12 protein-coding genes and 1 tRNA gene are annotated in these 26,007 nt (G+C 58.3%); 2 read left to right on the top strand and 11 right to left on the bottom strand.

Annotation, left to right across the window (positions count from 1 at the left end; all coding sequences use genetic code 11):
* Positions 1–698 precede the first annotated feature (698 nt).
* The 7 genes from DW899_RS03985 to DW899_RS03955 all read right to left on the bottom strand — a co-directional run bounded on the left by DW899_RS03985 (position 699) and on the right by DW899_RS03955 (position 18,750).
* Positions 699–11,399: a hypothetical protein gene (locus DW899_RS03985; protein WP_117800070.1), complete on the bottom strand. Its 10,701-nt coding sequence runs from the start codon at positions 11,397–11,399 to the stop codon at positions 699–701.
* 40 nt (positions 11,400–11,439) lie between these two features.
* On the bottom strand, positions 11,440–12,390 hold the full coding sequence (locus DW899_RS03980) for a hypothetical protein (protein ID WP_117800069.1): 951 nt from the start codon (positions 12,388–12,390) through the stop codon (positions 11,440–11,442).
* Between the two features lie 14 nt (positions 12,391–12,404).
* Positions 12,405–13,220, bottom strand: coding sequence for a hypothetical protein (locus DW899_RS03975; RefSeq protein ID WP_117800068.1), 816 nt, complete (start codon positions 13,218–13,220; stop codon positions 12,405–12,407).
* On the bottom strand, positions 13,221–14,270 hold the full coding sequence (locus tag DW899_RS03970; protein ID WP_128620718.1) for a hypothetical protein: 1,050 nt from the start codon (positions 14,268–14,270) through the stop codon (positions 13,221–13,223).
* A gap of 284 nt (positions 14,271–14,554) precedes the next feature.
* Positions 14,555–15,859 carry an ATP-binding protein gene (locus tag DW899_RS03965; RefSeq protein WP_117800066.1) on the bottom strand — a complete coding sequence of 435 codons (1,305 nt, stop codon included), beginning with the start codon at positions 15,857–15,859 and terminating at the stop codon, positions 14,555–14,557.
* 256 nt (positions 15,860–16,115) lie between these two features.
* Complete coding sequence (gene bilR, locus DW899_RS03960; RefSeq protein ID WP_233539895.1) at positions 16,116–18,146, bottom strand: bilirubin reductase, long form; 2,031 nt, start codon at positions 18,144–18,146, stop codon at positions 16,116–16,118.
* 527 nt (positions 18,147–18,673) lie between these two features.
* Positions 18,674–18,750 (bottom strand) — tRNA-Met (locus DW899_RS03955).
* 196 nt (positions 18,751–18,946) lie between these two features.
* Between DW899_RS03955 and DW899_RS03950 the strand changes: the two genes are divergently transcribed.
* A complete protein-coding gene (locus tag DW899_RS03950) occupies positions 18,947–19,720 on the top strand; it encodes a type III pantothenate kinase (RefSeq protein ID WP_158565210.1) in 774 nt (257 codons plus the stop codon).
* 105 nt (positions 19,721–19,825) lie between these two features.
* On the opposite strand, the gene DW899_RS03945 is transcribed toward DW899_RS03950, so the two are convergent.
* From DW899_RS03945 to DW899_RS03930, 4 genes are all read right to left on the bottom strand, one after another.
* Positions 19,826–21,022: an ATP-binding protein gene (locus tag DW899_RS03945; protein WP_117743660.1), complete on the bottom strand. Its 1,197-nt coding sequence runs from the start codon at positions 21,020–21,022 to the stop codon at positions 19,826–19,828.
* Between the two features lie 252 nt (positions 21,023–21,274).
* The gene (locus DW899_RS03940; RefSeq protein ID WP_117800064.1) at positions 21,275–21,976 is read right to left on the bottom strand and encodes a hypothetical protein; all 702 of its coding nucleotides are present in this window, start codon (positions 21,974–21,976) and stop codon (positions 21,275–21,277) included.
* Complete coding sequence (gene folP / locus DW899_RS03935) at positions 21,977–23,707, bottom strand: dihydropteroate synthase (protein WP_117766302.1); 1,731 nt, start codon at positions 23,705–23,707, stop codon at positions 21,977–21,979.
* A gap of 95 nt (positions 23,708–23,802) precedes the next feature.
* Positions 23,803–24,555 (bottom strand): NAD-dependent protein deacylase, encoded by a 753-nt coding sequence (locus tag DW899_RS03930; RefSeq protein WP_117776603.1) that lies wholly within the window; start codon positions 24,553–24,555, stop codon positions 23,803–23,805.
* Between the two features lie 135 nt (positions 24,556–24,690).
* Here DW899_RS03930 and DW899_RS03925 point away from each other — a divergent pair, with 135 nt between their 5' ends.
* Entirely contained in the window at positions 24,691–25,509 is an 819-nt protein-coding gene (locus DW899_RS03925; protein ID WP_117800063.1) for an exodeoxyribonuclease III, read from the top strand.
* The last annotated feature ends 498 nt before the right edge of the window (positions 25,510–26,007 follow it).

Below are 26,007 nucleotides of genomic sequence, written 5' to 3'. Positions count from 1 at the left end.
TAGCCTTAACCGTTAATCTGCTTTCTTACGTGCATGTTAGATAGTAGCATTTTGCTGTTTGCACGTAACAGTTAATTGAAAATCGCAATTTCGCTATCTGGGCATTTGCCATTAATTTGCAACAGTTCTTTAGGTTTTATTTACCCAGCTAGCTGGCTCGCGGCTCATTGACGGTGTTTTACCAACCAGATTGGTATCTTTTTGTTTGGCTCGGTATAGCTTGCGTAATTATTAGCCCCTCCTAGCCTGTGAGCTAGCATGCCAGTCTTCCGCGTACTTTCCAGCTTTCCACTTAACTTTCCAGCTTTCTACCCAGCTTTCCACCTTAGGTGTTAAGTTAAGTGGAAAGTTGGAAAGCTTGGTGGAGGGGTCGGGAAAGCTAAAACTCCTTTCTCCAACGGCGGCTGGACAGTTAGTTCAGATACGTATTTTTCTATGCTGATAAAGCTGCGCTATGGTCCCCGGAGAGGGTTCTTTGGCGACCCATTGCACGCAAATCGAGCCCAGATAGCTACCGAACCCTAGTTTTGAGCCCCTTTCTTCCCCAAAACGAGCGCCGGATGCGCCTGCTCCGGTCTGGAATTATACGTATCTGAACTAACTGTCCAGCGGAGTCCAAGACTGGGATCGCGCAGACTAGAAAGGGGGCGGCAACCGGGTGGTTGCCGCCCCCTTTGCGAAGCCAGTTGGCTTCGGAACTAGTGGTCGATGCCGTTGAGGTTCACCCTCGTGAGCGTATAGGTCACATAGTCGGGCGATTGAGGCTTTGCGCTCGCCACGTCACCCTTAACCAGGCTCGCTGTCATCACCAAGCGATAGTTCGCGTAGAACTGCTCACGCTGTTCAACCTGCGTGTTGACCTTAACGGTAAAGGGCAGGCTAAACGTCGTATTACCGTTCTGCGTTTTGAACTTGCCATTCTCCTTCGAGTCAGTGAAGGTGATCGTGCTACCGGAGGGAGCGACCGCGGCAAGCTTACTCTCCGTCACTGTTACGTAGTTGGAGATATCATCCGTTACACTCTCATACGTGCCGTCGGTTCCGCGGCGCTGCAGCTCGAGCGTGTACACAACAGAGTCGGCATTTGCAATTGCCTCGGCGGCGTTGCTAAGTCCACCCAGTTCATACGTGGCACCCAGACCAATCGTGCCATTCGCGATCGGACGTAGGTCGTCCACGTTAATACCAAGCTGCGACTTATCTGGCGCAGAAAGCGTAATGGTCGTATCACCCGTGTCCATGCGATAGTACCCGACGTTACCGGGCTTCGTCTGCGTCAGGCTCGAGGTATTAAGGCCTTCCTTACGCGTCGAAAGCTTGGCAGTATAGGACATCTTGGTACAGGCGTCCTCGCCAGACTGCTTGGACAGGGAGATAACCTTGTTGCAGCCGTCCGGCGTAAGGCGAATCTCTTCCACCACCGTATGCACGGTAAAGGATCCGTCCGTTGCGATCTTGCGGATTCCGGCGAGGTCATGGTCGAGCGTGAGCCTCAGTGAGTCATCACCCGTATCCGTCACAATCTGTGTAAACGCAGGCGTCGAAGCGTCATACGGCTCCCAATCGCTGCCACTCCACCTGTAGTTCTGATTGCCGATGGCAACATAGAACTTCGCAATTGCCGAAGTTCCGCTCGGGAAACTGCTTACTCCCATTAGGTTGTTGTTGGCGCCATAGCGACACAGCGATGTATCGAGCTGATAGAACAGATGGTCGCTCTCTGTATAGTATTGGCTCGGGCTAAACGTAACCGTATCCATGACATCGAGAGAAAGAACGTAGGCGGCACCGTCCTCCGACTTCGAAACCGGAATGCACGCCCCATCTTTTTTGTCGACTACATTCTGCTCATAATTGGACAAGATGCTGTATGTCGATGCCGTACTGTTTTGAATATCGTCGCTGCCATCGGTGCGTAAAACATGATGCAGATTCCAAGATATGCGGCCACCCGAAGAATTCGAGTCAATAGACGAAGCCGTAAAACCGTTGATACTAGCTTGCGTCACGCCGTCGCCCGACTTGGGCACGTTGACAACTAGGTAGACGCTCTCCGATGCACGCTTCTCTCTGCCGGTATCCTTCTCCTTAGGTACCTTTAGCGTATAGCGCTTGTTGCTGGGAACGTTAGCGCCCGCAACCTTAAACAGCGTCCACTTGTCTCCGATCTTCGCCTTAGCGGTCGCCTCTGCCTCGTTATTACACTCGGCCCATGTGCCGGCGCCATCCTTTTCGGCGTACACATCCAAAATCTCGCTCAGCCATCGCTCCTGATATGGATTGCCCGCAGAATCCTCAAAGCCCGCATTTCCGCTCAGGGAAACGCTCGTTGCTCCGCCTTCGCCCACCGTATAGTGGTACTCTCTGCCACCGGCCTTGCCATCAACGTTCGCATCGATGAGCGTAAGCTGGGTGCCCTGGGGCAACCTTCCGTCGGCACCATTGAAGAGGATGCTCTTGCCGAGCCCCTTCATCGAGCCGCCGGCAGCCATATAGCTGTCCCAGCCAAAGTCGACTTCCTTCCCATTAGCAGAATTGTATGTCCAGGTAAGCAGACCCGTCATCGGCTCGCCAAAGCTCGTAAGCACGTGTGCATCTTTTCCAAGGTTAGCGTAGTCTCTTTCTTTAAACTGAGTGCCGTAATCATACGTTGCAGTGAAATCGATCTCGAGCTTGCGCTTAACGATGATCGGCACCTGAACGTTGTAGCTCTGACCCGCCTCGGTAAAGGTAACGGTCAGGAGCGTAAAGCGACCTTTGCCATTGTCCCAATCGGAGCTTGGGCTAAACGACATGTTCTTTTTACCGTTGTTCACCACACGAAGTGTGGGATTGTTCGACGCGTCATCGTCCTTAACGAACACACCATCCTTGAGTTGGAACACCTCTGCTTTGGCCGTCACGTGCGGATTGGTGCCATTCTCGTTATTCAATCTGCAAGCGTCGGAGAAGCCGCCGTTCGTGACGATGTTTAGATAGCTCTTGACCGTCGTGTTGTCGTTGCCAGAGATCACCAAAACGGGGAAATCTGTTGTGGCCTGGTTGCTGCTTGTATCATTATTCGAATTGAACTTACTCGCCACGGATGAGGCATCGTAGCTCGAGGTATTTTGATAGGCGCCGTTGTCATTAATGCCGCCGATATTGGTGTAGGTGTAGCGGCCATCAACGCCAGCAGCCGCCTCGCTCTGGATGGTCGCCGCGGTGTCGATGGCGGCGCCGTCGCCAAACAGGTAGCGGTCGGTGGTGTCGTTGTCGGAGGCACGCACCGCCAGCGTGCTCACGGGGCTCGTGGTCACGTACGGGCTTGCCGCCGTGGTAGCGGTATCGTCCGCACCGTAGAGCGTGGTGCCCTCGTCGGGCGCGCGCAGCGTGTCCTTATAGTCGCCGAACGCGATGTAGGTTTTCTTGTTAACCGCAGCCGCATTGGTCGTGTAAACCATCGGCGGCAGGTCGCTCGTGGTCTTGCCGTCGCCAGGCTTTACGTCCACACCTGCTGCGGAGAGGCTGTACCGATTATCCCCTGTGTCAACCTCGCCCAAGAGCACGCCCTGCTTAGCGTCCTTTTTGTAGGTGTTGCCATCCATAAGCACGTTTACCAGATGGAACTGGCCACGTCCGTCGCCCGCAATGCCGCCGTTGGAGGTTCCGCCAAACGTGGTGTTGGATACCCTTGTGTTGGTGACGTTGATGACGTCGGAACCGTTGTGAATCGCACCGAGCAGACCACCGCTCCAGCTGCCCTTGATCGCAGCACCCTCAATCGCGATATTGTTGCAAGTTATACCATCGTTGCTGTAGAAGTAGCCAATCAGCCCACCTGAGCATTGGTTGGTGCCGGCAACGTCGATGTTCTCGACGCTGCAGCCCTCGAACCAGTACACGTTGGATCTATAGATGCTGGTCGTAACCTCGCCAATCAAGCCGCCCGCATTGCGGATGGTCGTGTTCTTTCCGGTCTCATCGCCGATGAGGGCATTCTTGCTGCCGTCTCCGCCATCAATGCGCACGTTGCTCATAGAAATAACTCCGCTATAGGCGCTTCCGAGCACACCGCCGGCGCCCATGCACGTATCGGTGTTCTCCCCGGTAGCAAGCACATTTACCCCAGAGATAACTGCCGTGCTGCTCGACGAGACCGCTTCGGTGGTGCCGACGTTAGTGTTGACCGAGATATCGCTTGATTTGGCATAGCCGAGCACACCGCCCACGTAGGGCGTTGTCCCCGTGGCGGTTATGGTCGAGTTCGCGGCAACAGTCTTCTCGCTTACCCCTGTGCCTGCGGTTGTCCACACACCGCACGCCGAGGCGACCGTACCCACATAGCCACCGACATTCTTCTCGCCCGTGACGTTAAGGCCAGTGTATGAGCAGTCATAGAGATACGCGGGGCCCCACCCGTCACTGAACTCGACCATATAGGTTCTGTCTTCGCGCGTAGTTCGTCTGGCGCGGCCCGAGCTGCCAAGAAGCCCTCCTACGCTCTTTGCGCCCGACACGGTGCAGTTCTTCATCTGCACGTTGCAGTAGATGCCGCACGTGCCGTCGTCGTAGTTGGCCGTTGCACCCGCCAAAAGGCCGGCACCGGTAAGGTCGTTCGGCGCCCCTCCTGGTTTGGCTTCGCCGTTGGTGTCGATATAGGTGAGCGCTACGTTGCAGTTGCTAAAGGTGAGGTCTTTGACCTGCGCGCCGTCGTTCGCGGTGACGCTGGGGGCGACATAGCTTGAGGTGAACATCACAGTACTGAAAAGGCCGCCCACGCCCGAGACCTTATAGTCGTCATCGGCATATTCGACGACGCCGTAGGCGGCGCCTTTGGTACCCACCGTAATGGTGGCCCCGTTGCCGTCGATCGTGGCCACGTGCGGCGTGATGCGGTCGCGGTCGGTGGCCGCCTCGTTCGAGTTGCAAGCATTGGAATAGTAACGGCCACTGAGGCCCACGTATCCCGTGCCGTAGCCGGTCATATCGTAGGTGTCGCCCTGCTTGAACTCCAAGCTCATGCCGATCGATTTCGACGCGCACACATAGCCCGTTTGGTAGTCGGCAGCATAGGACGCCACCAGGTAGGGCGAATTTACATCGTCATCATGGTCAAGCGGGCCGTGCCACCCCTGCTTGCCGGGGGCCTTCTGGTCGTCGTTTTTGGCGATTTCGAAATCGCCGGCAGCACTCTCAGGCTTGCCCACATTTGCGTAGCTAGCATTCCGTACCTTGCCATATTCCTTGTTGCCAAACAGGTAGCCGCATATCGCCGGGTCTTGCGAATCGCTGCCCCAGTAAGCCTTGGAACCGCGGAACACGCCATTATTGGAGTAGTTGGTATGTGCCGCGCCAGCACCCGCACCCGAGCTGATAATGGCCGAGAGCACCAAAAGGCCCTGGGCGTTTTCTACCATGGTCACAGGAGCCTCGGCGTTAGTGCCAAGGTACTTGTTGTCGGTGCCTGTGGTGGTGACACAGGAGGTTCCTTTTTTTGTGAGCTCGTTGATCTTGTAGTTAGCGTCTCCGTTATCAACGGTACGGGCACAACCTTCGCTAAAGGCATAGCCGTCAATCACACGACCGACGTAGGGGTTGTCGTACAGGCCGTAGTTTGCGCCACCCTCCGCAACGGGTTTGAACTTTTCCTTTGTGCCGCCACGCCACGAGTCGCCCGTGTTGCGGAAGATCACACCGCCGCCCGCAATGGCGCCGACGTAACCGCCGATGGGAACAAGATGCGAGCTACCGGTAACGGTAAAATCGTACGTCGTCGAGCCGTTATTTGGATTGTTTACGACCACGCCATCAATAATGTTATCGCCGCCAAGAATACAGCCGATAACGCCACCGAAAAACGCCGTCGGAACGCCGTCGGAATCCTTGGCAGAATAAGTAATAGTCGCCGACGCGTTCACATAGTTGATGTTGAGGCTGCGCACAACGCTGCCGTAGCTATAGGGAATAAGGCCGCGAAGCGAACCCTTGTTATTCTCTATCTTGATGGTTGCGTTTTTATTATCACTACCAAAGTTGCCAACGATGACGCCCCTAAACGGGTTGGCCCTATTTCCAAAACCGCCAAACGATGCGCCGTCGAGAGTAATCGTATTGCCCTCGGTAGGTTCAATACTGTAGTACGCACTTTGGATATAGCGGTGCATCATATCGTCGGAAAGCGTGGCCGAATGATCAGTGGCGTTATCGCCGGTCCTCTTCTCCCACTTCTCCCCGGCGTCGTTCGCCTGCTTATAGACGTACGTAATCTCATTGTCATTTGAGTTGTTTCTACGGCGATTGCAGAGCGTACTCTGGTCGACGACAATGGTGACCTCCCAGCCGTCGAGCGCGGTTTGGTTGTTGATATAGTTGGCGATGGCGTTCATTTCCGCCGCGTCCTTAACGGCATACGGATCGCCATATGTGCCGCATCCCTCTACCAGCTTTGGAATGCGCTGGTTGACTTTAATTTCGTGATACTGGACGCCATCCTCGGTGGCTTTTCCCTTGTAAACATAAGGAAGGTAGTCACCGAACCAAGGCCTGACGTCACCGTCCTTCTTACCATCAACCGTCACATAGCCGCTCACGGCACCATACGTCGCTTCGTCGTAATACCAAAGCTGCTTGCCCGAGTACTCCTTGTTCTCGGCATCGATTTCGCTTCCGTACGTCACCATTCCGGCATTGGCCTCGACCTTAGTAAAGGTGTAATCCGCAGAGCCCGTGCCCGTACTTTTGTAGCCAAAACTCTCCAGCAGGCTTGCATGGGTGAAAATCGTATTGCTATTTTGGCTGGGCAAGCTGATTCGCTCAAACTTTGCCGTCACCTGATCGGCCTCACTGCCTACACCAAGCTTTCCGAACAGCGACGTAGCCGCCTTGGTGCCACTCGTGTACCCAGTAGTCTTGATATTCTTCGCGTTCAGGCTCACGTACTTCTGCATCTCGTTGATGAGCAGAGGCATATAGGCGTTAGCGTCCGTGGCGCTGTTGGCGCCGTCGACAATCAGATTGTTGAGCGTAAGATCATCAATTGAGATCTTTCTAATCTTGGTGCCACTGCCGTCGCTGGACCCACACACGTAGCGGCACACGAGCGCGCCCGATGAGCTTCCGCCCGCGCCAATAGCGTCAGTAGAGCTCTTTCCGTCATTGATAACGGGCCCAACGGTACCACCCAAAGCGACGTTGCTTACTGTGAGATCGCCGTTTGCCACCGTTCGAAAAAGACCGCAGTGCATGTTCTCGTGCTGGGTAGCATCGGAATTTAGCTTGTTGCCATTCTGCTCGGCCTTGATCTTGGAGTAGTAGAAGGTGATGGCCGCATTATTAACCGTCACCTCTCCGATCGGTTGAGTGGGATAGTAGCTGTAGCCGGCCAAATCGATTGTGCCGGTTATGGTTATGGAACCATCAAGCCCTGTCGTACCATCGGGAACGATTGTCGAACGAATACCGGCGGGAGCATAGCAGAAAGCAGACCATAAGAGCAGCTTGTCCGCCGTATTGATTTGGCCGCCGCTAAAGCCGCCTTCACACCTATCATAGGCTCCGTCGAGGTTGTAGAAGTAGCGGGTATTGCCGTTCGTTTTGTGACTTTGGCCGAAAGTCGAGCGGTTCTGGTAGCTGTTGCCATTTGTGGCATCGCCGTCCATGTCCAGCTTGTCATTCCGTGTGTGCAGCGAAACGACCGCGTTGCAGCCGGCGTCCATGAGTTTGCTGCCTTTGCTTGGTTTTACACCGCTGCCAACCCATTCATCGAAAGACGTTACGCCCGGTGCAACGATGGCCCCCTCGCCGCTAGGCACCCTATAGGCGGTCTCCCAACAAGCCTTGTCTTCCAAGTACAGACCTATGTAGTTCTCGACGCCATATGTCGTCTTATTATCCACCTTGCAGCCACGACAAACTAGAACGCCGAGCGTCTGAGCGGCGCCCGCTTTAATGGTTGTGCCCGAGAGATCGATGGCGTAGTTGTTAATGATCCAGTGACCGCTCGCGGCGTATACAAGACCACCGAGTTCCTTGGAATCATCCGCAGTCGCGGTTATAGAAGCGTTGGTCGTTTTCAGAGCATAGGAGTTTTCATTCTTGTTAATGCTCTCATCTCCGATAGTTACGACCGCGTTGCCCCAGCTATAACCCAAGAAACCACCCGTGCCATTGAGCTTATCGCCGTTCCTGCCGACTTTCATTTCGAATGAATTGAACGAAAGGCCCGAAATGTTCACGTGCTTATCAGCTGAGTTGGCTATTGTCCCTGCATTGTAGGTACTCTGTGCGATGCAGCCGATAAGACCACCGACTTGGGCAATCTTGCCGCCGGCGCAATCGCCAGTTTCGATTGATCCGGCGACTTCGAGGCCCGCAACATTGAATGACGAGCCATAATCGCCCGCATAACCAATGGCGCCGCCAATGCGACTATTGCCGTTAAGCGTTTTAGTTGCAGCGATGGTCGCTTGAGCCTTGCTGTTATCCTTAAACGCAACCGTAGAAGCCGCCAACACGCCGCCCGCAATACCACCAATGTTCACGTCATTGGCAAACGTATCATCGCACGCGATATTCGTTTTGCACGTTACGCCAGACAATGACAGGTTGCCGACGATGGCACACGCAAGCGACCCGGCATCGATAGCCGAACCGTTATCGAACTTCATGGAGCCAGCGATTGTGACGTTGGAGATGGTTGCACCGTTGACGGCCGCGAACAAGCCCAAGCGGCCGTGGCGGTAGATTTTGCCGTTGCCGTTGCTCGTGTTATTGCCGTCGAGCACGTCTTCACCACGCTTGCCGTACGCCTCGCCGACGGCAAGATTGATTGTGCCGCCACCGTTCAACGTTCCCGAGAAAACTTGCGAGCCGTCTGCACGATCCTGCGTGAAACCCGTCAGGCCCGTGCCTTTGAGATCAATAGTGCCGTTCACCGTAATGGTCGAGGACTGCAAGCCGTTCAGGTTGTTTTCGGCAACGCCTTCGACCATTGAGTAGTAGCCGTTGGTTTGCCAGGTAATCGCAAGCTTGGCGAAATCCTCAGCTGTGGTTAGGGCGTAGGCACCGTTAGCTGCCGTCAGCGAATCCGGCAAGGTCAACTTATGAGTGTCCGCATCAAGCTTAATGAAGTCGCCCAGACGAACAACTTCACCGTAGGTCGCGATGTCGTCCGTCTTTGAGGCTGAGTTGCTACGCTTGAAGGTCCAGACCGCAGCGCCCTTGTCTCCCAGATCACCATTAGAGCCATTGCCGGCAGCGAAGATCAGCGCGTTGTGGTTCTCGTATACGAGCTGACCCGTCGTGGCGTTCTCGCCAAAACTTGCGCCCGACAGATCCGTGATGCCGCTGAATTTGATTACAGCATTCCACGCGGATCCCGCAATTCCCGCGGCACGGTTGCTTTGCGCCTTACCGATAGGATTGTCGCTTGTAAGTTTGAAATCTCGCACGTCAAGGACATTGCGCGTATCGACAACGCCCACGGCGCCACCGAACTTTCCGGTACCCGTTCGCGCCGAAGCATCTCCCTTGCACGCAACCGTCACGCCGTTGAAGACAACGGCAACGGGCTGCGAGTTAGGATTTGCGCTATCGCCAACATAGCCAACAACGCCGCCCGCGTCGGACAACTTGCTCGCAAGGTCAAACTCAATTAAGCACGTATTCTTATTATCTGCATCCTTTTCAACAACAAAGGCGCGCAAAGCGCCGTCGTCGTCCGTTTTCGTCGCGAACACCTTGCCGACAAGGCCGCCGTAGCTGCCGTTGACACTAACATCTTCTGGTAAGGCGAGTTTGCTCTTATACGTCCCGCCTTGCACCACGATGTCTCCATTAGAGATATCGGCCATGCCAAAAAGAGCGCCGGCGCGCTGCGACGCACCAAGAGTCACAAGGTCGCCCAGGTCGAACATATTGGACGTAACGGCAAATCCTTGCGCAAAGCTCACGTCGCCGATAACGCCACCAGAGCAAGCGCTGTTCTCGTCGCCAATATTTAGAGGACACCCAATCTGCTTATTATCCGCGCCCAGTGTGAGCACGGTCGCTTTACCAATAAAACCGCCGCTGGCAGTGGTGCCCTTGACGGTGAGCGCGTGTAGGTCGAGAGCTTCCGTGACGTTGACCATGGCACCCGTGCTCGAGCCAACGAGGCCCACAACGCCACCGGCGGAGCCGTTCGTGGACTGGACGGTGGCGGTGGGAACATTGGTCAGGGTGCCGATGCTCAGGGTCGCACCGTCCTTAACTTCGCCTACGAGCAGGCCAGCGTTGCCAGAGCTCGTTTCGACGGTTCCGTCCGAGGCCAGATCGTTGGGGAACGTGACGGACTCAACCGTCAAGGTCCCGTTCTCGACCGTATTGGCAATCAAGCCAATGTTGCCCGTCGCATTCGCCTTGAGATTTTTTCGGGGACCAGCGAGGCGATAGGTAACGTTCGCAGTAAGGTTGCCCGTCGTCTCACCCAGGAGGGGTGCCGTCAAGGCGGAAGTCGTATCATCCTTCTTATCAACGGGATCCGCGATGTCAACCGACGCGTTGAGCGTCTTGCTCTCTTTGCTGTTTTCCGCACCGCTGACCTTCGTAGCGACCATCGGCGCGCTATAGGTAGTTGCGCCTATCCACTTTATCTTGACCGTCTTGTTTTGGTCAGTCAGCTTGAGGTTATTAAAAACCGTCCGGTTAGCCGTAAGCTCAACAGGGCTATCAACGCCATTCAGAGACCTATAGATTCTGCCTTCAAACGGATGCTCATCGCTGCCAAAGCCCTGGAAAGACATATCGTTCTTTGCCCCGTTCTTGGCCGTCTCGGTGAGCTTCGCATCGCCCGTGATGATGCTCTTGATCTGCGCATCGTAGTAAAGCGAAGCGTCGGCGTTGGACAGGATGGTAAACGCCGCCGACAACTTGACATCGAGGCTTTTGATTCCGCTGTTATCGTCTTTGCACTCGATGCTTTCCGCACCGTTAGCCTCGAGCAGCCTAACAAGCTCGTCCAGAGTATTGATCGTCGCATCCGCCTGAGCTGCGACATCCTCCGAAGCTGCATCATCTGCGTCTTGCTCGGCATCGTCAGCGGCGGCATCCCCAGCAGTATCATCGCTTTCCGTCTGGTCGCCCGCGAAATCGGAACCCGTGGCACTATCGGAAGTATCGCCCGTTGCGGCGTCGTCCTTCGCGGCACCATCCTGGGCACCGCCACCTGCTGCACCAGCATCACTCGCCCCAGACCCATTCGCGGCGTCGCCGTTGGTCTCGCCGCTCTCGGCTGCATCCGATGCCTCCGCAGACGCGGCGGCAATCTCGCTCGAAATGTTCTGCCAGCCGGCCGCCACGGCGGCCACCGTGGGCGAGCATGCCTGGAGTACCATGATCACCGTCATGAACTCTGCGAGTATGCGCTTTGCCGTTCTCATCGATTCCGTACCTCTTATCCTAAAAACTCTGTTTCCAGAGTTATTGAGTCTCCGTCGTGCGCGTTTGGGGGGTTTTGGTTACGCTAATACCCAGCTTTTTCCAGTCATCGGGCGTTTTGCCGTCCACTCGGTAGAAGTTGACGATCATCGAGCCAGGCTCCATGGTGAACGTAGCCGTGCGAGTTGCGGTATCCACCGTCGCACTATGGTTGATCGGGAAGAACGGGTCGATCTCCACGTGCTCCCCCCACTTGAGCGTGACGCTTGTCGGTGCTCCCGTGACCGTTACGCGGTAGTTGCAGGCAGCATAATCAGCAAAAGTATTTTCATCTGTTTCGTCAACCAGCGCACCCTCAACCGCGGCGGTCTTGACCTCGGCCTTCTTTGACGGCACGACTTTCGCCGCCAGACAGGTGAGCTCGGTGCCGGGGCTATCGCCCGAAACCACCGTCGCCCTAATCACAAAGTAGGTATGTCCCAACTTGTCCTCAGGGAACGTCACGGTGTAGTCGTGCTTGGTGGGCTGATTCTCCGGAAGCGTGACGCTGCTACCGGGCTGGGGTTCATAGCTCCACGTGGCGCCATCGAGCCCATGCCCCTCGACCGTCAAGGTGTACGTCACGTTTTTGTCGTTGCAGAAGTTGCTGTTGCTCAGCAAATAGTTATAGATGCTAAAGGTGAAGCTGCACTGTCCGCTGCTGGGATACACCGTAACGGAGCGCTGGGCACGGTCGAGGTCGTCGTTGCTAGGCGCACTCATATAGCCCGTGAGCAAATCGCTCGCAAACAGGCTCTGCGCGGTGCCCGTTGCGGCGACGGACTTTAGAAATCCGTTGGCGGTGTAGGCGGAATAGGTAAAGTAACCACCCGTCACGAGCGCCACGGCGCAAACAAGTGCGATTGCCGCCACAACCAGCTTATTCTTGACTAGGCTTTTGCTTTTTGCCAGCTGCTCGCGCTCGGCATCCCGCTGCCTCCCTTGCTTCTCCATGTGCGCCCCCTCTCCTACATACCGCTCGTGTTGCGCGCGATCACATAGATCACGTCGGTCTCTTTGGCGCTCTCGTCCCACGAAAGCTTGATGATAAAGTTGAGCGTGTCGTTGCCAGTCGAGCCGTCGAGCGTCTTGGCGTTGAGTTCGCTTTTGCCGAATTTCTTGTATCGGTAGAGCGGGCGCGCGTTGCGCTGGACGTTTTGATAGTCCTTGAATGTAGGGTCGCTTGCGCCCTCGCCCGGGTCTTCGATGGGCGTGAAGCTCTTCAGCAGATCCGTTTCATACATTTTCCAGCTATAGGGCTTGCCGCCCGCAGTGCCGCTCACGTCGGGAGCATCACCTAGGCCCGTATCCTCAGCTTTATACAGCTCGATAGTGAGACCCATAATGTTGGTCGTATTCGCAAGCTGCAGCTCAAACCCGTCGCCGCCCGTCTGCACGCAAAACGGGCGCTTGAGCGTCACCGTGTTGCCGGTCTTGGTATCGCCGTATTCGGGGTTGTAGCTCAGGTCGACCTGCTCTGTTGCCGTAGCGTTGGGGCCCAGCACTTTGAGCTCCGCCGGCTCCTTGATCTTGCCAACGGTGGAGCCGCGATTGGCATCGACGAACCATCCGAGCGTCAATCCCAGCAACACGAGAAGCACGGCCACCAGACCCACGATGGCCAGGGATTCGCGACGGTGGTCGCTCACCCAAGCCTTGATGCGCTCGATGCGGCCAGCCGGACGCGCTTCGCCGTGCGAGCCGAACCCGTTGCCGCCGGGGTTTGCCGCTCCTTCGTTGTGTTTGATATCGCCCTGCTCGCGGGCATTAAGCTGCTCGTCCATTTATTTATCCGCCTCCTTGGCGGTGAAGCGCACGCGAATGTACTTGACGTTCTTGCCGATAATCTCGTCGGCGTTGTTGTAGTAGCTGGCGCAGGTTTCCACATCCGCAGAGGACATGCCGGCTCCGACAGGCGGAACCGCGCTAGGCACCTGACCTGGCACGCTCGTGCTATCGGCGCGGAAATAGCGCGCGTGGTTATTGTTGATGTCGCCGACGAGGGTTGTGTATCCCCCCTCGTCGCCTGTGTTAGCGAAAAGGTTGCCACCGTAGCCGGCGTTGCCCGTGCGAACATAGCTCTTGAACTGTTCCGGCCAAATCCAGTAGAGGGTTTTGGTGACGGTTTCGGTCGTGCTATTTGAGTCCGCAGCGTAAAAGCTCGACTTTGGGATGGTAAAGCTCTGCGTAATGACGGTGACGCTGGCCCCGTCCTGGGTCACCGTGGTGGTCGTGGGGACCAGCGGATTCGAGTAAAAGCCAGAGGCATCTTTGCCCTGAAAAACCAGGATATGACCGCGCACCAAATCTTTAAGCGAGTTGATGATCTCTTCGTTTTTCGATGCATCCGCAGCAGTGCCGCCCGTGCCCGCAACGCTCGTCTGAACAGAAATTTCCCAGGTCATCTCCACCGTGATATCGTGCAGGTCATTGCAGAGCGGCCTGACGTTGAGCTGGAGCTGGCCGGCCGACCCCGGAGAGAGACCGCCATCGGTGCTCATGTTATTGAGGTTGAAAAGATTGTTCACGGCAAGGCTTGTACTGTCCGACGCGTAGTTGTCCTGAGTGTCGTACTTACCCGCCGTGCCGCCCTGCGTTCCCGAGAGCACAAACCGCGGGCCCTTCGCCGCGATCGTGCTCCCCGTGGCACTCACTCGGTTATTCGCGGCAAACCAGGCCAGGCATGCAAAGATGGCGACGATGGCGGCCAGCACAAACAGACCGCTCACCAGGAAATCCTTCCAGAAATCCTTGAGGGTCCGCACGTGCTCGTCGGCAGCTTGGCGGTACTCGGCCGCCGTCTTGTGCTGCTGGAGCTCGCTATGTCGGTCCATGCCACTCATCGTTTACGTTTGCCCTGCTAGCGGGCGTGCCATCCTTTCCGCTCGGTCGCGTTTATCCGTTGTTCGCAGGTAGAGAATTCAGGCAGAATACAACACCATACGATAAGGTAAAAGAATAGCATTGACCTGCGGTTTGCTCCACAGCGCAAGCCTTAATGATGTCTTAAAGATTACGAATAGCAGCTTCTTCCATATGCCAAGGACATGGTGCAAACAAACCTGACCACTTGCACCAATCCGCAGCACCGGGCAGCGGGCACACGGCGTGCCGCCCCTTAACACCCCAACGCGCGCACGGGTATCACGTAGATACCGTCCTCGACCTCGCGAGCGTACTCACCCACCCCCACAATCACGGCCATAAACTCCGGTTCGCGTGTGCGTGAACGAGGATTTCCACAGACCTTCTTGCGAACGCGCTTGAGGCTCTCGACGCCGGCGCTCGCTTTATCTTCACTCACCTTAATCTCAAAGGCGGCCCACCGTCCGTCGGCTAGCTGCACGATAGCATCGCACTCAAGGCCCGAATCGTCGCGATAATAGCGCACGGGCGTGCTATCCAGCAGGTCGAGCGAACGTGCGTAGACCGAAAGGTCGCGTATGACCAAATTCTCAAACACCAGACCAAATGTCTGCCAGTCGGCAAGCAGCGCCTGCAAGGACATACCTAGCAAGGCGCAAGCAAGGCTCGGATCTGCCAGATAGCGCTTGGGCTTGACGGTAAAGCGCCGTTTGTCGCGCGCGGCGGGAACCCAACCGGGGACCTCCTCGAGAATGAACATGCCTTTGAGGGCATCCAGGTACCTGCGCACCTTGGTCTCATCGGCAAACGCTGCGGGCTCCTCCTCGGCACCGAACATATCCATAAGAATCGTTTTATACGTGGTTGCCTGTCCCAGATTGCGCGCGATCGATGCGGAGACTCGACGAGCAATATCGGGGTCGAGACCGACCGCCGGAAAGCTGCTCGAAAACGTGGTGTTGAGATATTCTCGGGCGATGAGCTGAGCGTCAGCCGAAACCATATCGATCGCCTCGGGCCAGCCGCCGCGGCAAGCGGCTTCGACAAGCCCCGGTGTATCGCCATTGCACCGGCAGGGCTCAAAACGATGCTCAAACAAGCCCGCCAGGCTCACCTTGCCGTTGGACTCACCTGTCTCGGCAAGTGTCATGGGGTGCATGCGGACGCGACCGATGCGGCCGGCTCCACTATGCGCGGGCGCCTCCGCCTTTGAGCCAAACGCAGGCGTGGCGGAACCCGTGAGGATATAGGCGCCGCGCGTGCCCCGGGTGCGGTCAACCTCGTGTCTAACGTAGTCCCAAATTTGGGGAACGCGCTGCCACTCATCGATAATATGCGGACGGTCTCCCAGCAACATCATCGCCGGGTCGGCACGCGCGAGGTCGAGATTCTCGTCGACATACGAGGCGGACGCCCCGTGCTCAAGCGCGGCCCACGTCTTGCCGCACCACTTGGTGCCCGCAATCTCGACCGCGCCAAAGACACGAAGGTAGCGCTCGATTTGCGCATCCACGATACGTGGGATGTATCCGTCCCGATGTAGCCTCTCGCCTGCCATGAGCCGCCCCCGCAGATTTCCAGGTCCTGCTTTCTGATTCTTCTATTCCACTGTAGCAAATTCGGATTTTCGGGTAGTTGCGATTCGGATTTTCGTGTTCATATAGTTCGGATTTTCATGTTCTAAGGATTCGGATTTTCGGGTGCTCAAGATTCGGATTTTCTGAACCCGCTGATCAGGGACACTCTATTGGCAAAAAGGCGGGAAGCACCGATACGGCACTCCCCGCCCACTCAATACGCGATAGCTTTCTTGCTTAGAGCTCGTTGGCCGCGTGATACGCCGTGCGAATGGCGCTCGCAATATCGGCGGTACGCTCGCCCGAGCAGTCGCCCACGCAGGTCACGGGCACCGTCACGCCGTCCAGGTCAAACGCGTTGGCCTTGGAGCCCACGGCCATCACCACGTAATCGCAGGCGATCTTCACCGGCTCCTCGGCGCCGTCCTCGGTGGTGCGAATGGCCTCCACGCCCTCGTCGGTAATGGCGGTCAGGCGGGTCTTCACGTGCTGCTCCACGTTGTGCTCTGCGAAGTCGCTCATGATCAGCGGCAGAATGGTCTCGGACTCGCCCGCGGCAATCTTGTCGAGCATCTCCACGATCGCCACCTCGCAGCCGTGCTGCAGCAGGTACTCGGCAGTCTCGGTGCCCACCAGGCCGCCGCCGATAACGGCGACGCGGCCCGTAAGCTCCGCCTTGCCGGCCAGCACGTCCCAGCTCGAGACGACCTTCTCCGAGTCAGCGCCCGGAACGGGGATGACCACGTCGTGCGCACCCACAGCCACAATCGCGGCGTCGGCGGCGTTGAGGTCTGCGGGGCTAGCGGCGTGGTTGAGCTCAACCTTCACGCCCAGGCCGGGCAGAATCTTCTCGTAATACTCGACCGAACGCATGATCTCGTCCTTGCGCGGGGGCGCAGCCGCCAGCACAATCTGGCCGCCCAGGTGATCGCTCGCCTCGTAGACGGTCACGTCGTAGCCGCGCTTGGCCGCCACGCGCGCGGCCTCCAGGCCGGCAATACCGCCGCCCACCACGGCGATCTTCTTGTCGCCCTCGCCCGGCTTAATGGCGATAGTAGCCTCGTCGCCGTTCTCGGCATTGAGCACGCACGAGATGTACTGGCGGTTTTGAATCGCGTCGACGCAGCCCTTGTTGCAGTTGAGGCACTCGCGGATGGGCTCACCCGTGGCGGCCTTGAGCGCAATGTCGGGGTCGCACATGAGCGAGCGGCCGTACGCGACGATGTCGGCCGAACCGTCTTCCAGGATCTTCTCGCCCGCCTCGACCGAGACAACGCGGCCGACGGTTGCCACCGGCACGGAGACCAGGGCCTTGACGCGCTCTGCCACGGGCAGCGTCCAGTTGTAGGGCATGGCGCCCATGGGCGGAATGGTGTCGCCCATGTTGCCGGTGTGGTTTGCCTGCGCCACCTGAATCATGTCGATGCCGGCGCCCTCGAGCAGCTTGGCAAACTCGCAGGCCTCGTCGGGCTGCAGACCGCCCTTGCCGCGCGGCGTGCCGTCGGGGTTCTCCATGATCACGGGGAGCTTGTACTCCACCATCAGCTGCGGAGCGGCTTCCTTAATGGCAGCGACGACCTCCAGCGCGTAGCGAACGCGGTTCTCGAACGAGCAACCGTACTCATCGGTGCGCTGGTTGAGGATGGCAGAGCACAGCGAACCCACCAGGCGGTCGCCGTGGACCTCGATGGCATCGATCCCAGCCTGCTGTGCGCGGGCGGCCGAGGCGGCGATGGCCTCCTTGATCTGGGTGAGTTGCTCCACGGTGGCCTCGTTCACAAAGTGCTGCATGTCGTGGTGCAGCTTGGCGTAGGCCTGCTTGCGAATCTCGTTGGACTCGGCCATCTTGGCGGCGAAGGTCTCCTCGTCGCCGGCGGCCTTGGCCTCCTGCGCGGCCTTGGCGGCGGCCATGGAGCCCATGACCATGCGGCCGACGCCGGGCACGTCGTACTCGGGGTGGAACAGCTGCAGCGCGACCTTGGCGCCGTGCTTATGGACGGCGTCAGCCAGCGCCTTAAACGTGGGGATCTGGGCGTCAGTCGCCAGCTTGGGCGTGGGGCTTGCGGTCATAACGGGAGCGACGTCGCCGATGACGATGTAGCTCACGCCGCCACGGGCCAGGCGCTCGTAAAAAGCCAGGCTGCGCTCGCCAATGGAACCGTCGCGCTCCTCGTAGCCGGTGGTAAGCGGCGGGAACATAATGCGGTTCTTGAGCTCAAGGGGGCCAACCGTAATGGGCTGGAGCAGCTTGGATGCAGGTGCGGTCATGGACATTCCTCTCTTGTAGGCGCGGCGGCGATGATGCCGCGTAGTTGTCTAGAGGATATGGCATGGGGGCACAGCGGCACAACGGAAATCGGCGAATATCAGGTGGCGGCAGGTGGATGGGGTGGGCCTGGCCGCGGGTTTGTCTCGATCTGTAACAATTACAGGCCAAAAACGACCCTAGAAGGTACAGATCGAGACAAACAAATTCGGTCCGGACAAACATCTCAATCTGTAACATCTGGACCCACTTTTGCCCCCTTACTGTTACAGATCGAGACAAACCAATCTAGCCTGCCGAAAGATCTAAATCTGTAACAGTAACTCGGCAAAATCCGTCCCTAGTGTTACAGATTTAGACAAACGAAGACCGTCCTATCGAAACATCTCGATCTGAAACAGCTAGCCGTCCAAATCGGGTCTAGATGTTACAGATTGAGATTTTGTTTGGGAGGCCGAGAATTGGACCGAAAACACGGTCCCGGAATAACAAAAAAGCTCGCCGGCTAGGCCGACGAGCTGCAAGTTCTTGGTCGCGGGGGCAGGATTTGAACCTACGACCTCCGGGTTATGAGCCCGGCGAGCTACCAGACTGCTCCACCCCGCAATGTCTGGGCGCCTCATGTGCGCAAGAAAGAATATTACGCGGGAGTTCGGTAAACGGCAAGGAAAATCTCGTAGAGCATAATTCCTTCATATTTAAACCCCTCAGCCCCTATCACCGTAAACGAATCGCGGCCGAGCGCCGTCGACGGCGCGTATACAATGGTGCGCGTCCTTTTATGCCAACACTGGGAGTAGACATGCTGCTCGCTATCGATATGGGAAACACGCAGACGGCCATGGGCCTGTTCGACGGAGACGAGCTGGTGCAGTCGTGGCGCATGCCCACCGACCGCTCCTATACCGCCGACGAGATCCACGTGCGCCTGATGGGTTTCTTTAAGATGTACGGCCTCTCGCTCGATGCGGTTGACGCGATCGCCTTTGCGGGCGTGGTGCCGCAGCTCTCGCGCGAGTGGCACGCCGTGGCCGACCGCATTGCCGCAGACGCCATCGTCATCGGGCCGCAGACGGCCGCCGTGACCAAGCTGCGCGCGGCGCGTCCCCAAGCCGTAGGCGCCGATCGCGTCGCTAACGCCGTTGCGGCCGAAACTTTCTACGGCGCGCCGGCAATCGTGGTGGACTTTGGCACCGCGACCAATATCGACGTCATCGATGAGGACGGTTATTACATTGGCGGAGCGATCGCGCCGGGCATCCGCATCTCCATGGACGCGCTTGCCGCCCGTGCCGCCAAGCTCGCCAGCGTGCCGCTCGAGGCGCCCGAGCATGCCATCGGCCGCGATACCGAGGAGTGCATCAAGGTCGGCGCCGTGGTGGGCGCTGCTGCCATGGCCGAGGGCCTGGTCGAGCGCATGAAGCGCGAGCTGGGCCGCGAGGATGCCACCGTTATCGCCACGGGCGGTCTCGCCGGCATCGTCGCCGATTCGACCGATGCCTTCGACGTGGTCGACGGACAGCTCACCATCAAGGGCATCTGCGAAATCTACCGCCGCATGCAGGAGCTGGGGTAAGGCAGGGGCTTAAGTCGAGCACGGGCGCGAGCGGCGGACTAAGCAATGCATCGGTCCTATTCCTCAAAAACGAAATTTTTTCAGTTTTGAGGAATAGGCTTTCTGCTACGCCTCGCCGCACAACCACCTCGCCAGGTCCACGATCTGCACTCCGTCGCGATCCGTGGCCTCGTGATGCGTGCGGGCGAGAATCATCTTGGGATACGCATCGCCAATGCTCAGCAGTGGCGAAATCTCGCGTTCAAATGTCTTATCCGAGCTGATGTCGTCGCTCACCTGAATGTAGAGTTTCTCGCTCCGCTTGATTGCTACAAAGTCTATTTCCTTTTTATAGAGCACGCCGACGTATACCTCGTATCCGCGACGCAGCAGCTCGATTGCCACCATGTTCTCGTATACGCGTCCCCAATCCATATCACGTGTACCAAGAAGCGCATATTTAAACGCATGGTCCGCCAGATAGTACTTCTCGCCGCTCTTAAGGTATTTTTTGCCGCGAATGTCGTACCGACGAACTTTATAGAAGGCAAACGCATCGCACAGGTACCCCATGTACGTGCCGACCGTCTTGTTCGTAATCTTTAACCCATCCGCATTTAATGCATCAGTAATGTTGCGTGCCGACGTAATGTTGGAAACGTTGTCCATCATGTAATCGGCAATGCGCAGCAGCGCCGATTCGTTTCTCACGTTATGCCGCTGCACGATATCTCTCACAATGAGCGTCTTGAAGACGTTGGAGAGATATTGATAGCGCTGCTCCTGCAGTGGATAAGGGTAAGAGCCGGACATACCGCCGGTTCTCGCGTACTCATCGAAGTCGCGGTCGACCTCGCCCTCGTCGCCATAGAGACGATACTCCTCAAACGAGAATGGGAAAACCTCGATCTCGAACGTACGCCCCGTAAAGAGCGTCGACAGATCGCTCGACAGCAAAAAGGCATTCGATCCGGTAATGAATATGTCGTACTGCTCGGATGCGTGAAGGCTATTGATCGCACGCTCAAAACCGTCGCACATCTGAACTTCATCGATAAGCAGAAAGTTTTGTTTGCCGGACACTCGATGCTCTTTTACATAGGCGAGCAGCGCGTGATACTCGAGCAGGTTCTCGAACTCATCGAGGTTGTAGTTGATATGGATGACATTCGAATTGGACAGATGTGCCTCCACGTAATCGCGGAGGGCCTCGAGCAATTTTGATTTACCGCTACGACGGATGCCCGTGATGACCTTGATGTCCGGCACGCCAATAAGACTCGTCAACGTGTCCATATATGACGTTCTATTGATGAGTTTCATCGGGGCCTCCTCGCGGTCTTTTATCGCTATTCCTCAAAACTGAAAAATTTTCAGTTTTGAGGAATAGGCTCTATAGCGAATATACCTCGCGAAAGACCGAGCCACCTTAATCCTATTCCTCAAAAACGAAAATTTTTCAGTTTTGAGGAATAGGGCGCTGGCAACCCATTCCCCAGATAGGCGAAACCCTCCCCGGCACAGGCCGAGGAGGGTCTTGTTGTCATGTCTATCTTTGGGCGCGAACGCCCCGCGTTACAGCCCGCGAATCCGTACGGCCTCGGGCGGAAACTCCTGCTCGCCGGCATCGGTCTTGATGGTCGCGCGGCCCCAGATGTCCAGGCCCGCAAACACACCGACCGCAAGCGGCAAACCGTTGGGCGACACCGCCGCAACCTGACGACCCAGCAGCGGCACCATATCGAAGTACTCACCCAGCACCGGAGCCAGCGGGCCGGCAGCGCCCTGTGGTGTGTTGGCGGCAACCGCCCAGGTGTCCACGCGGGTCAGCACGGCGGTGGCCAATGCCTCGACCAGCACCTCGTCGGCCATATCCACGCCAAGCTCGCCCAGCGCCGCACGTTCAATATCAACCGTCACCGCGGCAAACATGGCCGCAGCACCGGCACCGCCGTTCACGGCAACACGCGCGAGCGACGTCTCAAACGCAGGCGCACCGCACACGATATTGCTCGGCCACTCAATGCCCACCTTGCCGGCAAGGCCCAACCCCGGCGTCGAAGCCGTGCCCACGAGCGCGTCCATCATGCCCATCGCGGCCACAAACGGCAGGCCGTGGAAGGCGTGCATGTTCACATCGGGGCGCACAACCAGCGAAAACGTCAGCGAAGCATCGCCCACGCTCCACGCGCACCAGCCCGCGGACACGCCCTCGCGGCCCGCGTCACGCGCCGCGTCGAGCTCGGTGCCAGCGGCAACAGCATTCATCTCGATCATCTACATACGCCCCAATTCGCCCACGATATGGCCCACGCGATCCTCGGGCTCCTTGACCTCGACGCCGTTGTAGCGGAAGAACCGAGCCGGGTCGTGCATCAGGTCCTCGAGCGGCACCAGCACAAAGTCACGCTCGCCGATCAGCGGATGCGGCAGGCGCAGCTTCTTGCCGCCGTGGGTCTCGCCGTCCATCCACAGCAGGTCCAAGTCGATGGTGCGCGGGCCGTTGGCCTTGGCCTTCTTGGAACGGTCGCGGCCCAGCTCGGCCTCGATCTTCATGAGCTCGTCAAGCAGCACCAGCGGAGCCAGCTCGGTCTTAATCTCGATGACGGCGTTGGCAAACGCGTCCTGGCGCGTCTCGTAGGCCGGCTCGCTCTCGTAGATCTTGGAGGAGTTGGACACGCAGGTGAGTGGAATCTCGGCGATCATGTCGCGTGCGGCGCGGATGTTGTCACAGCGATGCCCCAGGTTGGAGCCCACGGCCACAAACGCGCGGCGCGGCTGCGGCTTGGCAACCGCCCAGTAGCCGTTCAGGAACTGCGCAAAGCCCGCGGCGTCGTGCACGCGCACAATGTTGGCACCGGCCTGGATGGCGCCCAGGCACACGCCAAACGTAGCGGCATCGCGCTCGGCGGCCTCGGTCACGCCCGAGACGGCGCCCACAAAGCGCTTGCGCGATACGGCGCACATGAGCGGATAACCCAGTGACGCCATCTTGGCAGTCTCGCGCTGGATGACGATGTCCTCGTTGGCCGTCTTGCCAAAGCCCGGACCGGGATCAATGCAGATGCGGTCGCGCGACACGCCGGCGTGGATGAGCGCGCGGGCCTGGTCGGACAGAAAGCCCATGACGCGGCGCATGATGGGCGCCGAATCGGGCAGGGTGAAGCGGCGGAGCTGCGAGGTGGGCACGTAGGCTTCCTCGCGGCGGGCGCTGCGGCGCATCATGGCGGCCAGGCGGTCATTGGGCTCCGATGCGGCCTCGGTGGCCTCGGGCGCGGGCGCGACGGTCTCGGCGGCAGCAGCCTGCTCGGCGGCCGGCGTCTCCTGCTCGCTTGCAGGCTCGGTCGCGGGCTCCGGATCGCCAAACGGCAACGAGGGCTGCACCACGCCGCCCGGAAGCTTGGCCTCCGGCTTAGGCTCGCCCAGCAACTTGCCGCGACGGCGGCGAGCCGGCTTCTCAGCCTCACGCGCGGCCTCGGCAGCCGCCTCGCGCGCCTTCTCGGCAACAAACGCCGCAGCCGAGGTATCGAGCTGCACCGTTGCGTGCGTGCGTGTAGGCGCGGCGACCTCGCCGGCATGCATCACGATGACGCCGCAGGTGCTCGTCTTAACAAACTCGACCATCTTGGGGTCGGTGAAGCCCGTCACGTCGTTGACGATCGAGGCGCCGCAGCGCACGGCCGCCTTGGCAACCGCCACGTGGCGCGTGTCGATCGAGACGATGGCGCCCTCTTTGGCCAGCGCGCGCACCACGGGCAGCACGCGGCGAGCCTCCTCGTCGGGATTAACCGGGGTAAAGCCGGGGCGCGTGGACTCACCGCCCACGTCGATGATGTCGGCGCCGGCGTCAAGCATCGCCAGGCCGTACTCGATGGCGGCATCCGGGTCGAAGTGCTCCCCGCCATCGCTAAACGAATCGGGCGTCACGTTGAGGACGCCCATGATGCGCGGACGGTCAAAGCTGAGCTCATACTTTCCGCACCGCCATGTCTTGCTGTCGTTCGCCATGAACATCCTCCTAAAATGCCCACGCCGCCGAGCTTGGGGAGCTGGCGGCGGGGTCGCTTTGCACTTAGTCTTTCTATTGTATCCGCGCACACGGGCTAGAACGCAAACGCGGCCGCGATGTCGCAAGAAATCAGCAGGTCGGCATTTGCATCCTGATCGGTAGGCGCCAAATTGCAAATGGCCAGCGTATCGCCAGTAAAGTAACGCGTAAGGCCTGCCGCCGGATACACCACGAGCGAGGTCCCACCCACAATGAGGGCATCGGCCGCGGCAATGGCGGCAACGGCACCGGTCAACACATGCTCGTCGAGCGGCTCTTCGTAGAGCACCACATCGGGCTTGATGCGACCACCGCACGCGGGGCACACGGGCACGCCCGCGGCGTCCTCGTGCTCGCGCGAGCAAATCCACTCGGCGCTATAGACCGCGCCGCACGACTGGCAAATGTTGCGATGGACCGATCCGTGCAGCTCGAACACGCGCTGCGAGCCCGCCATCTGATGCAAGCCGTCGATGTTTTGCGTCACCACGGCATCAAGCTTGCCGGCGCGCTCCAGCTCGGCCAGCTTGGTGTGACAGCGGTTGGGCTTAGCGTTAAGCGCGATCATCTTGGTGCGGTAAAAGTCGAAGAACTCGGCCGGATGTGTCTCATAAAAGCTATGCGAGAGCATAGTCTCGGGCGGGTAGGCAAACTGCTGGTGATACAGGCCGTCCACGCTGCGGAAATCGGGGATGCCACTTGCCGTGGAAACACCAGCGCCGCCAAAGAAGACCACGCGCTTGTGGGTGTCAAACAGATCCGCCAGCGCGGCGGACGCCTGCCTGGGGTCCGATATTGCCTGCGTCATATGAGCCCTCCGTCCTTGTTGATCGGGCGGCGTCGGGCGATGTCCCAGCATGCGACCTTTAAGTCAGCATGCGCGGAGCCCACCCCGCCCCTGTTGCGCTAATCTTAAGCCTGCCAACCCCGTCGAAAGGACACCATGCCTCAGACTTACACTTTCGCCTCGTGGAACGTCAACGGCCTGCGCGCCGTGCTCAAAAAGGACCCGAGCTTTATCCAGATCGCGCAAGAACTCGACGTCGATATCCTGGCGCTGCAAGAGACCAAGTTGCAAGAAGGCCAGGTCGATATTGACCTGCCCGGCTATCACCAAACCTGGAGCTACGCCGAGCGTAAAGGCTATTCGGGCACTGCGGTCTTTAGCCGCCAGGAACCGCTGCGCGTGCTGCACGCCGACGCGCTGCTACCCTACGCCGGCGAGGGTGAGGCGGCAGAGCTCGTGGCGCAGGCCGCGACCGAGGGCCGCGTCTGCGCGCTCGAGTTCGACAAGTTTTGGTTTGTCGACGTCTATACGCCCAACGCCCAAAACGAGCTCGCGCGCATCGATGTGCGCATGGCCTGGGACGATGCCTACCGCGGCTTTTTGAGCGCGCTTGAGCGCGAGGCCGGCAAGCCCGTCGTAACCTGCGGCGACTTTAACGTGGCGCACGAAGAGATCGACCTTAAGAACCCCAAGTCCAACCGCGGCAACGCCGGCTTTTCGGACGAGGAGCGCGGTAAGTTTACCGAGCTCCTCGACGCCGGTTTTACCGATACCTGGCGCGCGGCAAATCCCGACGTCGAGGGCGTCTACAGCTGGTGGAGCTATCGCTTTAATGCCCGCAAGAACAACGCCGGCTGGCGCATCGACTACTTCCTGGTGAGCGATGCAATCGCCGGCAATGTGCGCGACGCCGGCATCCGCGGCGACATCTTTGGCAGTGACCACTGCCCCGTCACCCTCACCCTAGAGCTCTAGCCCCAACTAATCCCCTGGGGACGGAGGAAAAGGGATCATTTTCACCTCGCGAGGGCATCCACGCGGCCCGCTTGTCACGAAACTGGCCCATCTACTACGTTTAAGCCACTACCCTCAACCACAGCGAACAACGCAAAAAGAAAACCGCAGGTAGAAAGCCTACGGTTTTTCATAAAACACGGTTGTGGTTGGGGGTGTCGGGCCAAACGTAGTAGATAGACCGATTTCGTGGCGGGCGGGTTCAGCTGATTCCCTGGGAACGTCTGGAGGCGAAAGAAAACGGATCAATTTGGCTCTCCGAGGGCCACGATGCCCGTCGTATCAGCCGGCTATTTCAAAACTATGCCGGTTTACGGGGCTGAATCGCGAACCCCCAACCATATGCAATTCTGAGATAATAAAACCGCAGGTAGACGGTGTGCCCTATTTCAAAAATAGCCGGCATGGTCTGCTTGTGCCAATCTGGCCCCGTAAACCGGCATAGTTTTGAAATGGCGC

The sequence above is a fragment of the Collinsella sp. AM41-2BH genome (assembly GCF_003468085.1).
In the GTDB taxonomy this organism is placed as follows: Bacteria; Actinomycetota; Coriobacteriia; order Coriobacteriales; family Coriobacteriaceae; genus Collinsella.
This window is presented reverse-complemented; position numbering and strand designations above follow the sequence as displayed.